The organism is Acrocarpospora phusangensis (assembly GCF_016862995.1).
GTDB lineage: Bacteria > Actinomycetota > Actinomycetes > Streptosporangiales > Streptosporangiaceae > Acrocarpospora > Acrocarpospora phusangensis.
The window spans coordinates 17,821-32,332 of sequence record NZ_BOOA01000034.1 but is presented as its reverse complement, the minus strand read 5'-3'; the positions used below and the strand labels follow the sequence as shown (position 1 = coordinate 32,332).

Here is a 14,512-nt window from a genome sequence, read left to right as displayed (position 1 = left end):
TCACATGCCTTTCAGGTGGGAGAGGCGCAGGTCCGGGTGCTTGCCCGCGCGATGGACCAGGCCGGTGAAGGTCTCGCCGATGAGGTGTCCCGTCTCGGCGGAGAACAGGTCGCTGTTGTACTCGAGCCAGCCGCCGACGCCGGAGGAGTCCCGGTAGATCTCCCCGAGCACCTCCGCCCTGGCCTGGGTGACGCGCAGCGGCTCGCACGTCTCCACCCGCAGGTCGCCCAGGGTGGTCCGGAACAGGTCGGCCTTGGGCAGGTCGTGGGTCAGGTTGAACACGACCTGGCAGAGCGGCGGGCGGCTCAGGTCCCGGGGCGGCTGGACCGCGTTCAGCACCCGTTCGAACGGCGTGCCGGAGTTCTGCAGCGCACGCAGGAACGGCCCGCGGGCCCGGCGCAGCAGCTCGCGGAAGGTGGGGTCGCCGGACAGGTCGGCGCGGACCGCGATCGTGTTGGAGAAGCAGCCGATCAGCGTCGCGAACTCGGGCCGGTCCCGGCCGTGCACGGGCACGCCCACGGCGAAGTCCTCCTGCCCGGCCAGCAGGCCCATGCCGGCCTGGAACGCCACCACCAGCGCCATGAACGGGGTGCAGCGCTCCTGTTTGGCCAGGTCCTCCAGCCGGGTCGCGGCGTCGTCGGGCACGGACACGTACGCGCGGACGGCCTGCCCGCTCCACCGCTTCGGCCGCGGCCGGTCGACGGGCAGGTCCAGCGGCGGCACCCCGGCGAGCCACTCGGCCCACCACTCCAGGGCGCGCGGGTCCTGCCGCTTCCGCTCCCACACGGCGAAATGCCGGTACTGCAGGGTCAGGGGCGGCAGGGCGGGTTCGCGGCCCTCCTGGTAGGCGGCGTAGCACTCGGCCAGCTCGCGCATGAGCACGTCCAGGGACCAGGCGTCGCCGGCGATGTGGTGGATCACCATGCACAGCAGGTGCGCGTCGCCGTCGCCGATCAGCGCCACCCGGATCGGCAGGTCCCTGCTCAGGTCGAAGGGCCGGTTGACGAACGCGACCACGGCGTCCTGGCCGCCGCCGGCGATCCGCTCCACCGGCACCGTCTCGGGGTCCCTGACGACCTGCGCGGGCCGGTCGCTCCGGAGCAGGAACCGGGTGCGCAGCACCTCGTGCCTGGCCACGATCCGGGAGAAGGCCCACACCAGCCCGGCGTGGTCCACCGCGCCGTGCAGCCGTACGTGCCACATCATGTGGTAGCCGGTGTCGTCCGGGTCGAACCTGCTCAGGAACCACAGCCGCTCCTGGCCGGAGGAGAGCGGCCAGGCCATCCCGTCCGCCTGCTCGGCCAGCGACCTGCGCAGCGCCTCCCGCCGCTCGGGCGGCAGCTCCGCCAGCCGTTTGACCAGCTCCGCGCGGTCCTCGGGGGTCATGGCGCGACCTTCTCAAGCCGGCGCCTGAGCGCCTCGGTGCCCACCAGGTCATCGGCCATCGCGTCCGGTACCTCCTCGTCGAAACGGGCCAGTGTCCTGATCCGCAGCGCGACCAGCGCGATGACCGCGATGGCCAGGCCGCACACCACGTAGAGCAGGCCGATGCCGCGGTCCGAGCCCAGGCCGGTCGCCTCGCCGATCCGCTTGAACAGCTCCGACCCGTACGGCACGACCACGATGTAGCCGAACGGCAGGGTCGACCAGGCCACCAGCGTGTTGAGCGCGATCACCCGGCCGTGGAAGCGCTGGGGCACTTTGACCTGGATGATGGTGGCGTACTGGCCGTTGATCAGGGTCATGAAGAAGGCCATGCCGAACGCGCCCGCCGCGATCAGGGTCAGGTCGGAGCGGGCCCCGACGACGCCGCAGAAGACCGCGAACCCGAGCGTGGCCAGGAACACCCCGCGCAGCCGGTACTTGCGCGGCCCGCCCCAGACGCTCATCACCAGGCCGCCGAGCAGGCCGCCGACCCCGCCGGCCAGCGAGACGCGCGCGATGTCGGGCAGCGTCGCGAAGGACAGCACCAGCGGCGTGAACATCAGCCACAGCGGGGCGAGGAACACGTTGAGCACGGCGAACCAGAGCAGCATGGCCCGGAAGTTGAAGTTGCCCCAGGAGTGCCGGATGCCGCCCTTGATCTCCTCGATCAGGCTCTCCCTGCGCCGCCACGCCATCGTCCTGGGGAACCGGACGCAGAGCGCGACGAGGGTCGCGGCCACGTAGCTGACCACGTCCAGCACGAGGATGCCGCCCAGCCCGATCACCGACATCAGCCCGACCGCCATGAGCGGCACCAGCAGCATGGCCGATCCGGTCACGGTCGCCACCACGCCGTTGGCGTGGCCCAGGTACTGCTTGGGCACCAGTTGCGGAACCGCCGACATGTACGCGAAGCGCTGGAACGTGAGCGACAGCGACAACGCCACGATCAGCGGATAGATGTGCCAGACCTGGAGGTTCCCGGTCCACGCCAGCACGCCCAGGATGAGCTGCACCCCGCCCGCGGCCACATCCCCGAGGATCATGATCGTACGCCGGTCGTACCGGTCCACGATCGCGCCCGCCACGGGGGAGATCAGCATGCCGGGCACCAGGCCGAGCACGGCGAACAGCGTGAAGTTGGCCAAGGACCCCGTGGTGACGTAGATCCACACGGGGATGGCGAAGTCGGTCAGCGCCGACCCCGTCCAGGAGATGAGCTGCCCGGCTGCCACCGCGAAGAACCGGCGCATGCTCGGCTGGGGCCCGAGCGCCAGCCCGTCCTCGTCGGCCATCACGTCCTTGCGGGACAGCCCCTCCAGCCACCACGTGGAGCGTTCGGTCCGCCGCAAAGGTTCGGTGGCGTCCCCGGCGATGGCCGTGTGCACGCCGGTCACGATCGTGGCCAGCTCCTCGGCGCGGTACTTCAGGTAGAAGTGCCCGGCCTCGTCCAGCACCACCCCGGCCACGCAGTCGCTCAGCAGGTGCCACTCGCGGTAGCGCTCCTGGTAGAACTCGCAGGCCGGGTCGCGTTCCCCGGCCACCGAGATGACGGGCGCGCGCAGCCGTTCGGTGTTCTCCTCGAACAGGTTCGTGAAGTACTGCTCGGCCTCCCGGGTGCCCTTCCGGCGGTTGTCGATGATCAGCTTCAGCTGGGCCGGGTCGAGCTCGTCGATGTCCAGCCCGGCCGACTGCAGGGCGTTGGCCCAGATCTGGTCGCTGCGCAGGCGTTCCATCACCCGGGAGAGCCCGGCCAGGCGGCCCTTCGGGCGGCCGAACGGGAAGATGCCGCCCAGGTAGACGGCCTCCACCTCGCGGCCGGCCGCCTCCAGTTTGCGGGCGATCTCCACGGTGAGCATGACGCCCAGGCCGCAGTGGCCGTACAGGACGAGGGGGCCGGTGACGCCGGCCAGGATCTCGGCCACGCAGCCGTCGGCGACCTCCGTGATCGGGCGGCCCTCCTCGCCGAGTTCGTGGCCGGGGACGGCGATGGAGAGCAGCTGCCAGCCGTCCGGCATGACGTCGGCGAGCGGTTTGTAGATGACCGCGCTGCCGCCGCCGTACGGCGCGCAGACCAGCGTGCCCTTCGTCGTCTTGCCGGGTGGCGTGAACCGGTGCAGGAACCGTTTCGGGCCGCTGTCGCCGGTGTCGAGGAGCCGGGCCAGGTCGCGTACGGTGCGGTGCTTGAACAGGTCGAGCACGGTCACGGTCCGGTGCGGCGCGGCCTTGCGCAGGCGCGCGATCACCCGCATCGCCAGCAGGGAGTGACCGCCGAGGTGGAAGAAGTCGTCCAGCGCGCCGACCCGCTCCGCGCCGAGCAGTTCGGACCAGATCTCGGCGACGGCGCGTTCCGAGTCGGTGGCCGGCGGGACGTACTCGCCGGCCGGGAGGGCGGCCGGCTCGGGCAGCCGGTCGCGGTCGATCTTGCCGTGGGACTTGAGCGGGAGCTCCTCCAGCCAGACGAACTGGGCAGGGATCATGTAGTCGGGCAGGGTACGGCCGAGCCGGTCGCGCAGCTCCGCGTCCGGGACGGGGTCGCCCGCCAGGTAGGCCACCAGGCGGCCGTCGCGGGGCACGACCACGCAGGAGCCGCCGATGACGGCCTCGATCTCGGCGGGTTCGACCCGGTATCCGCGGATCTTGAGCTGATGGTCGCGGCGGCCGAGGAACTCCAGGTCCCCGGAGGGCAGCCAGCGGGCCAGGTCGCCGGTGCGGTACATGCGCGCGCCCGGCGCGCCGTACGGGTCGGGAAGGAAGCTCCCGGCGGTCGGCCCCGGCCGGTTGAGGTACCCCCGCGCCAGCCGTTCGCCGCCCAGGTACACCTCGCCGGGCACGCCCACCGGGACCGGCCGCAGGCTCCGGTCCAGCACGTGCACCCGCGCCCCGGGAAGCGGCCTGCCGATCGGCAGCGTCCCGCCCGGCTCGCCCTCGATCCGGTACGTCGTGACGCCCACCGTGGCCTCGGTCGGGCCGTAGTGGTTGACCACCGGGCAGATCCGGGCCAGCTCGCCCGCCCATCCGCCGTCGGCGGCCTCCCCGCCCAGGATCAGCAGCCGCCGGGGCAGCAGCTCGGCGGCGGGCGTGTCCGCGGTCAGTGCCGCCAGGTGGGAGGGCGTGATCTTGAGGTAGTCCGGCGGCCTGCTCCGGAACCGCGCGGCCAGATCGGGGCCCGCCGTCCGGGAGGCGATCAGGTCCATTGTGCCGCCGGTCATCAGGCACAGGTAGAAGACCGTCACCGCGAAGTCGAACGCCAGCGACTGGAGCAGCGCGAACGACGCGCCCGGCTCGATGCCCAGGCGCTCGTGCGCGCCCGCCAGGTAGGTCATGACCTCCCGGTGCTGGACGGCGACGCCCTTCGGCCGCCCGGTCGTGCCGGACGTGTAGATCACGTACGCGAGGTCCCCGGGCCCGGCGTGCGCGCCGCCGGTGTCCTCGCCGAGGCTCGAGCCCTGGCTCGCCGGGTCCCCGACCAGGACGGGGCTCACCCCGTCCGGCAGGCGATCGAGCAGCGGGCCCTCGGTGACCACCAGTTCGGCCCCCGCGTCCGCCAGGACGTACGCGAGCCGGTCCTTCGGATGCTCGGGATCCAGCGGCAGGTACGCGGCGCCCGACTTGAGCACCCCGAGCACCGCCACCGCCGACTCGGCCGACTGCTCCAGGCAGACCCCCACCCGGTGCCCCGGGCCCGCCCCCAGCCGCCGCAGCCGGCCGGCCAGCTCGCCGGCCAGCCCGTCCAGATCGGCGTACGTGAGTGACCGGTCCCCGCACACGACGGCCGTGGCCCAGGGCGTACGGGCGGCCTGCGCCGCGATCGCCTCGTGCAACGTTCCCGCGCCGGTGAACGGAACCGGCGGCTCGCTCGCCCCGAAGGCCAGCACCTCGGCCGTCTCCTCCTCCGGCGCCAGCTCCAGCGCCGAGATCGGCACGTCCGGATCGGCCGCGATGGAGCGCAGCAGCCGGACGAAGCAGGCGTTCAGCCGGTCCATCGTCTCGGCGCGGAACAGCGCCGTGGAGTAGACGAACGTCCCCGTCAGCCCGCCCGGCGTCTGGAACAGGTACAACGCCAGGTCGAACCGGCTGGAGACGGTCGGCACCGGGAACGCCTCCAGCGCCGGCCCCGGCGTCCTCAGCCAGCCGGACCGGTAGTTGTGCAGCGCGAACAGCACCTGGAACACCGGCGGCCTGGACACGTCCCGCTCGACGGCCAGCTCGCTCACCAGCCGGTCGAACGGCAGCTCCTGGTGCGTGTACGCGTCCAGGCACGTCTCCCTGGTCCGCTGGAGCAGCTCGGTGAACGTCGGGTCGCCGGACAGGTCCGCGCGCATCGCCAGCGAGTTGACGAACACCCCGACCATGCGCTCCAGCTCGACCAGGTCCCGTCCCGACACCGGCGAGCCGACCGCGAAGTCCTCCTGCCCGGAGAACCGGGACAGCAGCACCTGGAACGCGGCCAGCACGGTCATGTACGGCGTCGCCCCGTGCCCGCGCCCGAGTACCGTGAGCGCCTCGGTCAGCTCGGCGTCGATCCAGACGTCATGGGCCGCGCCCTCCCACCGCTGCTCGGGCGGCCGGGGGAAGTCGGTCGGCAGGTCCAGCGGCGGCAGCCCGGCCAGCCGGCTCTTCCAGTACGCGATGTCGCCGTCGTGCGAGCGCTCCCGCTGCCAGCGCGCGTAGTCGCCGTACTGCGCGGCGAGGGGCGCGAGCCGGGCGGGCGTCCCGGTCCTCCTGGCGGCGTAGAGCGCGAACAGCTCCTCCATCGCGATGTCGCAGGACCAGCCGTCGGTGACGCTGTGGTGCATGGTCAGCAGCAGCGCCGACTCGGCGGGGCCGAGCCTGAGCACGAGCACCCGGACCAGGGGCCCGCGTTCCAGGTCGAACGGCCGGTCCAGCTCCCGCTGGAGCCGCGACGGGTCGTCGTCCACCGTGAACTCGGCGTCGGGCGCGTCCAGCAGGACCTGGGGTTCGCCGTCCTCGGTGACGGCGAAGCGCGTGCGCAGGGCCTCGTGCCGGGCGGTCAGGTCGCGGAGCGCGGCGGCCATGGCCGGCTCGTCGACGGCCTCGTCCACCCGGACCGCGAAGGAGACGGTGTGGGCCGGGGTGTCCGGCGCGTACTGCTCCAGGAACCAGAGCCGCTCCTGCGCGTACGAGAGCGGGGGCGCGGTGCCCGGCGGGCGGGGCTGGATGGACAGGCCGGCGGCTCCTTGGCGGAACCGCTGGGCGAGCCGGGAACGCTGGGCGGGCGAGAGTTCGGCCCGCGTCACGGCATGACCCCCGGATCGACTCCACGGGCACAGAACACTGGGAGCGCTCCCATCCTGCATGGTCCAGTCAACTCTTCACGGCACCGCTAATATCGGCAGCCCGGAATTCGGGCCGCCGTAGTGGCACCGCCTCAGCCGAACTCGCCTGCGGCCGGAATCGGTCGTGGGAACGCTCCCACCTTGAACAGGTGGAACTCGGCGCGAGTCCTCCGCAACGTTATCCATCACATGGCATTAGGGCCAGTTGTTGGGGGCGGGAAATTACGCCGTTCCCTGCGGGGATCTCCGGATCTGGGGCGATCGTCTGGGCCGCGCACCGGAGAATGCCCGGAAAGCCGGAGCGCATGAAACTTTCATTTCGCGGATCCTGGTCAGCCCGCGTAGATCACCCGTCCCTGGCTCTCCGCGCCGCCGATCCGGGACCACGCCTTCACGCAGGCGAGTACCTGGCCCGAGCGCTGCGGCAGCTGGATGGCGATGTCCTGCCTGGTCAGGTCGCCGACGCCCTTGTAGCGGGCCGGGGGGAACTTGACCGACCCGTCCGGGGTGGCGCGGGCCGCCGCCGCCAGGGCCTGGTGGCAGGCCGTACGCCGTTCGCCCCACCAGGAGTCGTCGGGCGCGGGCGGCAGGTGCACCGCCGAGCAGACCGCCTCGTGCAGCCGTACGAGCGCGTCCAGCCACTCCGCCGTGTACGGCTCCGCCCCCGCCGCCGCGTGCTGCCGCCGGACCAGGTGATCGCCGAACTTGCGGCGCTCGGCCGGCTTGGCCAGCTCGCACAGGCCGAGGAACTCCAGCACCTGGAGGCAGTGCCGCAGCCAGGGATCCCGCTCGGCCAGCGTGAGCACCTGCCCGGCCAGCGCGTGCAGCGGCGCGGTGGCCACGTCTGACCCGGCCGGCCTGAGCAGGGGATGCGGACGGCCGGCAGGGGAGACGGACAGGCCGGGCGCGACCACCTGGTCGGCGATCCGCAGCCCGGGGACCAGGCGTTCGCTCGTGAGCCCCGCGACGGTGTCCTCGGGGGCGGGCGTGGTGAGGACCGCGCCGTTCCGCCCGGCGATCTCGGCGGCCTGGTCGCGGACCGTCTCGGCGTCCGCTCGGGGCAGGCGCAGGGTGGCCAGGTGCAGCGTGGTCCACACCTGGGCCGCGTCGTCGTGGGGACCGGCCGCCGCCGGTTCGCCGGTGTCCCGCAGCACGGCGTCGCGCAACTCCGCCAAGGCGTTGAGCAGGGCGTCGGGCGGCTGGACGTCCGCGACTGGGACGACCGGCGCCGGGGCGGGCGCGGCAAGCGCCGGGGTGATCGGCGGGTGCCCGTCGAGGAGGTCGCCGATCGCCGTGACCAGGGCGGCGGCCTCCTCGACGCCCTGGTCGTCCGGGGGGAGTTCGGCCAGGCCGGCGCGGAGGCCGTACAGGAAGGAGCGCACGAGCAGGGCGGAGCTCTGGCCGGGACCGGCCAGGAGGAGCCTGAGCCGGTCGTCGAAGGCGGCCATCAGTGCATTCCGTTGAACGGGTTGAGGCGGTCGTCCACGTCGGAGTCCCCGGGCACCATCGGCACGCTCAGCACCGCGCCCGGCCGCTCCACCACCTCGGCCATCGTCGCCGCCCGCTCGTACGGCACGTACGCGCGCAGCACGGTCAGCCGCCCGCGCTCGTCCAGGACCGCCACGTGGTCGGGCCCCAGCCGGCCGGCGTCGGGCGCGGGCAGGTCCTTCCCGATCTGCGTGATGTCGGCGGGCCCGCCCGGACGCCGGTAGTAGAACGACCACACCCCGTCGGCCGGGACGTCCTTCGGCAGGGGGCGGCTGATCAGCGCCGGGCGGGGCTGACCGCCGTCGCCGCGGACGAGGTCGGTCAGGCGGGCGCCCTTCTCGAAGATCACCTGTCCGGCCGCGGCCATGCCGCCCGACGTCTGCGGGTTGACCACGATGTCGTGGCGCACCACCGGCACCCCGTCCTCGCCCGGCTCGACCAGGTCGGGCGTGGCTCCGGCGCCGGCGAAGTCGACCAGGTGGATCGGGCCGCGGCCGGCGCAGAAGTGGGCGGTGAAGAAGGTGCGCTCGTCGATCTCGAAGCAGACCTTCACCTGCTGCCGCCAGCGGGTGAGGCTGAGGCCGGTGTCGCCCTGCCGCTTCTGCAGGTGGTCCAGGTTGAGGCTGGCCCACATCGGCTTCTGCGTCTCCTCCGGCGAGAACGGCTGCCGGTAGATCATGATCGCTTCCTGCGGGTCCAGCCACTCCGAGCGCAGCCGGCCGTCGATCTCCGCGCCCGTCTGGATGCGGTCGAACTCGGCGCCCATCAGGAACAGCGGCCGGTCCTGCTCGCTCAGCGCGTCCAGCACGAAGGTGTTGGCCAGCGAGTGGAACAGGTTGTTCACGTCGATGTGCAGCTCGGTCAGCCCGCCGCCGACGCTCAGCATGGCGCTGCCCGCCGACGGGTACCCCTTGGCGCGCACGTGCTCGGCCCAGCAGGCGCCGATGGACGTCGCGGTCTTGGCGAACTTCGCGTCGTAGACCACGTTCAGCGGGTTCCACCGCAGGTCGTCGCCGGCCTCCGTGAACGAGCGCAGCAGCGCCCGCCTGATCTGCGGGAGCGCCGAGGTGCCGCCCGAGATGATGACCGAGTCGAGGGGTTCCCTGGTGCCGTCGTCGTTCCTGCTCAGCGCTTTCTTGACCACGTTGACGCCGATGTCGAAGGCGCTGGTGGCCACCCTCTTGATCGCCTCGGCCAGGTCGGCCCGCCGGAGCACCACCTCGCCGATCTCCGAGACGGCGTCGGCGGCCTTGCCGTCCAGCTGCAGCAGCTCCTCGACCCGCCGGACCGGGTAGTCGCCCTCCTCGGCCGACTGCGCCAGCTTGGCCCGGTCCGCCACGTCCCAGAGCAGCCGGAACCGCAGCAGCACCCGGTCGTCGCCGGGACGCCGCTTCCAGCGGGTGGGGATGACCTCGTCGATCAGGTCCATCCGCACGCTCTCCCGCTCCGGGTCCGGATGCGGCGCGAGCAGCGAGCCCGCCGTGTACACCCCCTCCGACAGGTACGGCAGGTACTCGCCCTGGATCAGGTCGGGGCTGCGGGTCAGCAGCGCGTCGGCCAGCTGCGCCTTGAGCCGCAGGAAGATCTCCCGGGTGATGGCGTCCCCGCCCAGCTGGGCCCGCCCCGCCTTGGCCCGGACGGTCGGCCTGAGCGTGTAGAACCGGCCCTGCACGTCGTGCCCCTTGCCGGGCCGGAACTCGGTCTCGTCGCGCAGGGTGAGGCCGATCAGCGCGATGTCCGTGGTGCCGCCGCCGATGTCCACGACCAGGATGTTGCGGTGCCAGACGGGGCTGCCCCCGTCCCGGCGGCAGCGCGCCCGGAACGCCTCGATGCCGACCGGCAGATCGCCCGCGAAGTCGCGCATCAGGTAGAACATGGCCGCCGCGGTGGCCTCGTCGTAGGCGGTGACGACCTGCTGGAGCCCGATCTTGCGGGCGATGGCCTCGCAGTCCAGGCGGGTCTTCGGCGGCGCGGCCGTCGGATAGGTGATCACCGCGTGCGTGATCGGCTTGGTCGAGTAGAGGTCGGGATGGGCCTGGCAGTGGCCGGCCACCCGGTCCTGGAGCAGCCGCTGCCAGGCCGCCGCCACCGCGTCGTCCGTGGTCACCCGCGCCCGCGCGTCATCCGGCAGCCCCGGCAGCGGGCGGCCGGCGCCGATGAACTGCTTCAGGCCCGGCTGGTAGCGGACCTGGGCGGGCAGCTCCGGCGCGTCCCGGTCCAGCCGGTACCCCTCCTTCGCCATGCGTACCGAGGGCGGCCGGTCCAGGGTGACCATCTCGATCTCGCTGGAGATGGTGAACTCGTCCTCGGCGTGCAGCGGGATGCGCACCATGCGGTGTTCCTCGATCGGGGGGATCGCGAAGGCGGCGCCGTACAGGGCGCGCAGGCCGGTGGCGAGGCCCGGCTGCCAGGCGTCCACCGCGTGCCGTTCGAGGGCGATGAGCAGCCGGTAGAGGTCGGTGTCGAGGGTGGCGCGCACGGTGGCCAGCGGGTCGGAGCCGGGGGAGTAGGTGGGGGACAGGGCGATGCCGACGCTCTCCATGGCCCGCCGCCACTCCGCGCCGCGCATGCCGAACAGCACCGCGTCCGGGTCCTGGTTGTCCAGCACCTCGCCGAGGCCCTCGCGGATGACGGCGGTCTGGCTGGGGAGCAGGCCGTGCAGGTTGTACCGGTTCTTGGGGTCGAACATGGTGATGGACGTGGTCGAGGTGCCGAAGTCCAGGGCGATCCAGCCGTCGTGCCGGTCCCGGGGCTCCTCCCCGCCGTCCACGGTGATCCGGCTGCTCGCCTCCCGCTCGCCGCCGCCCTCCGCGGCCTGGTACGACACCGTCCACTCGAACACCGTCCTCCCCGGCGGCACCTCCGAGCGGCTGACCGGCGCGGCCGACGCCAGCCGCCACCAGCTCCCCTCGGCCAGCAGCATGCCCTCGGCGGGCAGGGACGGCGTCCAACGCTCCGCGAACGCCGCCGCCCGCGCGGGCGCCCCGGCCCCGGCCGTGATCCGCACCCGCCGCAGGACGACGTCGCCCCGGCCCTGGAACCGCACGACCGGCACCGGCATCGTCTGCGACTCCGCGTCGGCGCGTACCCGCCACTCGGTGATCGGCACACCCTCCGCGTTCAGGAACGCGATCTCCACGGTCATGCCCCCAGCTCCTCAAGGTCTTCCCACGGGTTCTTCTCGGCCCGGTCCTCCTCCGGCCGGGCGCGCAGCCGCGTCAGCTCGTCCAGCAGCGGGGCGCCCTGCTCCGGCGCCGGCGCGGCGTTGACGCTCGCCCGTAACGGGCCGAGCAGCCCCGCCAGCCGGGCCAGGTACTGCTGCGCGTACGCCACCGCCTGCGGCCGCAGCGCGTCCAGCTGCCGCTGGACGACCATGATCGCCGCCTTGACGACCTCCTCCCGCATCCGGATGATCCGGGCGGGATGCAGCTGATGCCGCAGCTCCACGTCGTCGAGATGGGTCCGCCGGCTCTCCGGGATGGCCCACGCGAACCGGTGCGGGCGGCGCATCGGGAACGCGTCCGCCACCGTGCCCAGGTCCTCCGGCGGCTCCAGCTCGGCGGCCTTGCTGGTGAGCATGCCGCGCCACTCCGACGGCTCGGTCAGCAGCCGGATCCGCCGCCGGTCCTTCTCGTCCAGCTCCAGGCTCCCGGCCAGCCCGCGGGCCTCCGGGGTGATGCTCTGCTCCGCGCTCTGGATCAGCGCGGACTCCCACAGCAGCAGCGTCCGGCCGCGGGCCGTGGCGGTCGCCGCCGCGCAGGTCTCCTCGAACCGGGGCGCGAAGCTCTCGGTGGTCTCCGGGCCGCTCTGCACCTCGGCGCCCGCGGTGCTGGACAGGATCTGCCACCACTCCGGCCAGGCGAAGACCCGGCTGGTGACGTCCTGCTCGATCGCGGCGATGACGGACTGGCCGCCCGCGCCGGTCCTGGCCGCGAGCGCCGCCGCGAGCAGCTGGGAGGACTGCGCGTTCAGCCAGGTGAGGGTGCCCTCGAAGCTGCTCAGCAGGTGGTTGACGGCGGCGTTGCCCGAGGCCCGCGCCTGCTGGGCGCTCTCGCCGAGGGCGGCGGCGAACCGGTCGAGCTCGGCGTCGAGGCTCCGGCGTTCGGCCTGGACGCGCTGGTGGCGGCGGGTCAGGCCGTACTCGGCGAGGCGTTCCTCCAGGCGGCGCAGGACCGACTCGCGGCCGCCGTCCAGGGCGAGCGCGCTCAGCATCGGCCGCAGCCTGCTCACCAGGGGCAGCCGGGCCGCGACCGTGCCGGCCGCCGCGGCCACCTCCAGCGCGTCGCGCAGCCGGCCGTCCAGCCGCCCGTACGCCAAGCCCAGCCGGTCGAGCGCCACCGGCCCCGAGTAGAGGAAGGGCGGCTCGTCCGGGCTGAGCTTGGCGGCCGTGTCGAGGAGCTCCTTGAGGGAGGGCAGCTGCCGCAGCACCTCGTCCTCGTGCTCCGCCCGCTGCGCGTCGGCCGACCTGAGGCGGGTGATCTCGGGGATGTCGCTGACGTTGCCGACGCCCACCAGCACCCGGCCGCGCCGCTCGCCGGCCGGCACGTCGTGCAGCAGCCGGGCCAGCTGGTCGGAGGCGGGGCCGTCCGCGTTCGCCGCCTTCAGCAGGGCGACGACCGTGTCCATGTCCTTCAGCATCGTCCTGGTGAGCAGCAGGTCGCGCTCGCCGGAGACGTGGTTGAGGAAGCCGGGAAAGTCGTAGACGACCAGCCGGTCGGCCATGGTGGTGTCCCCGGTGGCGTCCCCGGTGGTGTTCCCGGTGGTCCACGGCGACGCGCCGACCAGGCGGTCCAGGTCGAGCACCTCGGCGGGGATCTCGACGGTCAGTTCGACGTGCCGTACCAGCCAGAACGGGTCGGGCTCCATGGAGGCGCGGGTGGACTCGGTGCGCTCGCCGGTGATCACCAGCAGCGGGCCGATCTCGTCGAGCGGGACGCGGCCGCGGGTGCCGAGCAGGGCGGGGTAGCGGTGCGCCGCCCCGGTGATCGCCACCAGCTGGGTGGCCAGGCGGCCGACGTCGTGCGGGCAGCCCTTGCTGTTGTCGTACCAGTCGCGGAGCATGCGGCCGTTGCCGCCGGGCGCGGACGCCTCGGCGACCGCCCGGCGGAACCCGTCGGTCAGCCACGCGCCGCCGCCGCTCGCACCGGCCGCCGCGCGGAGCTGCTCGCCGAGCGCCCGCTGGTACTCGGCCAGGGTGTTGGCGGAGATGTAGGAGACCCGGGACTCGGAGATCCGGGTCTTGCCGTCCCGGCCCTGCCGCAGCCAGAACGCGGTGACGTTGCCGGTGGTCGGCCGGTCCCCGATGGACAGGTCGTCCAGCAGGCCCAGCAGCGACGCGATCAGCATGGTCTTGCCCGCGCTGTACTCCCCGAGCACCCCCAGCACGTACGGCTGCCGCGCCGCCGTCAGCACCTGGTCGGCCTGCTCCCTGACCCGGCTCAGGCTCCGGCCCAGCTCCTCCGGCACGGGCGCGCCGTCCAGCAGGCGCAGCACGCTCGCCGAGAACTGCTCCGCGTCCTGGATGTCGCGTCTCAAGTGGTCAACGCTCATCCGAAACCCCCTGCCTGGCGTTATGGCGAACCGACGTGGTTTCGTTGTATCTGCGAGAGACCTGCGGGAACTTCCTCAAATGAGGGGTTCCGCCCGAAGGCCGCCATTTCGCCGGAGGTTTCGTTCGGGGACCGCGGGTACGTGCACAGATGGATAAATCCGCACAAAGGCGGAGATCGCCGAGGGGAGGGCGAGTCGATGACCGAGATCGACCCCGAGAAAGCGCCGGCCGAGCCGCTCACCGCCGGCAAAGTGGGCGCGCGGCGGGCGGAGATGGGGCAGGAACTGCCCGACAGCGTCTCCCTCTCGCTCAACGTCCCCCAGGTCCGCCCCGCCGCGACCACCCGCCCGGAGGCGGCGCGGCCGTCCACCGCCGATCCGTCCGACGCCATGCTGGTCTGGCCGCCGATCGAGCCGGAACCCCGGCCCCACCTGGCCGACGACACGGCGGAGAACGCCCGGCGCGCCGACGCCGCACCCCCGGTCAACGACGTCGTACGCCCCGGACACTCCTCCCACTCATCTCCTGACCCCGTGGCCGAGGACACCGTCCCGAACCCGAACCCGAACCCGGAGCCTGAGACCCGGAAACAGAAGCGGCACCGCACCCGCTACGTCTTCGCTGCGGCGGCGGGCCTGGCGGTCGCCCGCGTACTGGTAAAACGCCGCAAAAAGGCCAGACGCTAATACTTCGCCGTTTCCGGCTGAGCGGACACCGTCTTTTGAAGTACGGTTTACCCGCTCATAAC

6 protein-coding genes are annotated in these 14,512 nt (G+C 72.9%); 1 reads left to right on the top strand and 5 read right to left on the bottom strand.

The window, feature by feature from the left end:
• The 5 genes from Aph01nite_RS20880 to Aph01nite_RS20860 all read right to left on the bottom strand — a co-directional run bounded on the left by Aph01nite_RS20880 (window position 1) and on the right by Aph01nite_RS20860 (window position 13,763).
• A complete protein-coding gene (locus Aph01nite_RS20880) occupies window positions 1–1,386 on the bottom strand; it encodes a condensation domain-containing protein (RefSeq protein ID WP_204042616.1) in 1,386 nt (461 codons plus the stop codon).
• Window positions 1,383–6,686 (bottom strand): non-ribosomal peptide synthetase/MFS transporter, encoded by a 5,304-nt coding sequence (locus Aph01nite_RS20875; protein WP_239161849.1) that lies wholly within the window; start codon window positions 6,684–6,686, stop codon window positions 1,383–1,385. The genes Aph01nite_RS20880 and Aph01nite_RS20875 overlap by 4 nt, the downstream gene beginning before the upstream one ends.
• A gap of 371 nt (window positions 6,687–7,057) precedes the next feature.
• On the bottom strand, window positions 7,058–8,173 hold the full coding sequence (locus Aph01nite_RS20870) for a hypothetical protein (protein ID WP_204042614.1): 1,116 nt from the start codon (window positions 8,171–8,173) through the stop codon (window positions 7,058–7,060).
• A complete protein-coding gene (locus Aph01nite_RS20865; protein ID WP_204042613.1) occupies window positions 8,173–11,358 on the bottom strand; it encodes an acetate and sugar kinases/Hsc70/actin family protein in 3,186 nt (1,061 codons plus the stop codon). Before Aph01nite_RS20865 ends, Aph01nite_RS20870 begins: the two co-directional genes overlap by 1 nt.
• Window positions 11,355–13,763 (bottom strand): hypothetical protein, encoded by a 2,409-nt coding sequence (locus Aph01nite_RS20860; RefSeq protein WP_204042612.1) that lies wholly within the window; start codon window positions 13,761–13,763, stop codon window positions 11,355–11,357. Before Aph01nite_RS20860 ends, Aph01nite_RS20865 begins: the two co-directional genes overlap by 4 nt.
• A gap of 198 nt (window positions 13,764–13,961) precedes the next feature.
• Between Aph01nite_RS20860 and Aph01nite_RS20855 the strand changes: the two genes are divergently transcribed.
• Window positions 13,962–14,450: a hypothetical protein gene (locus Aph01nite_RS20855; RefSeq protein WP_204042611.1), complete on the top strand. Its 489-nt coding sequence runs from the start codon at window positions 13,962–13,964 to the stop codon at window positions 14,448–14,450.
• Window positions 14,451–14,512 lie beyond the last annotated feature (62 nt).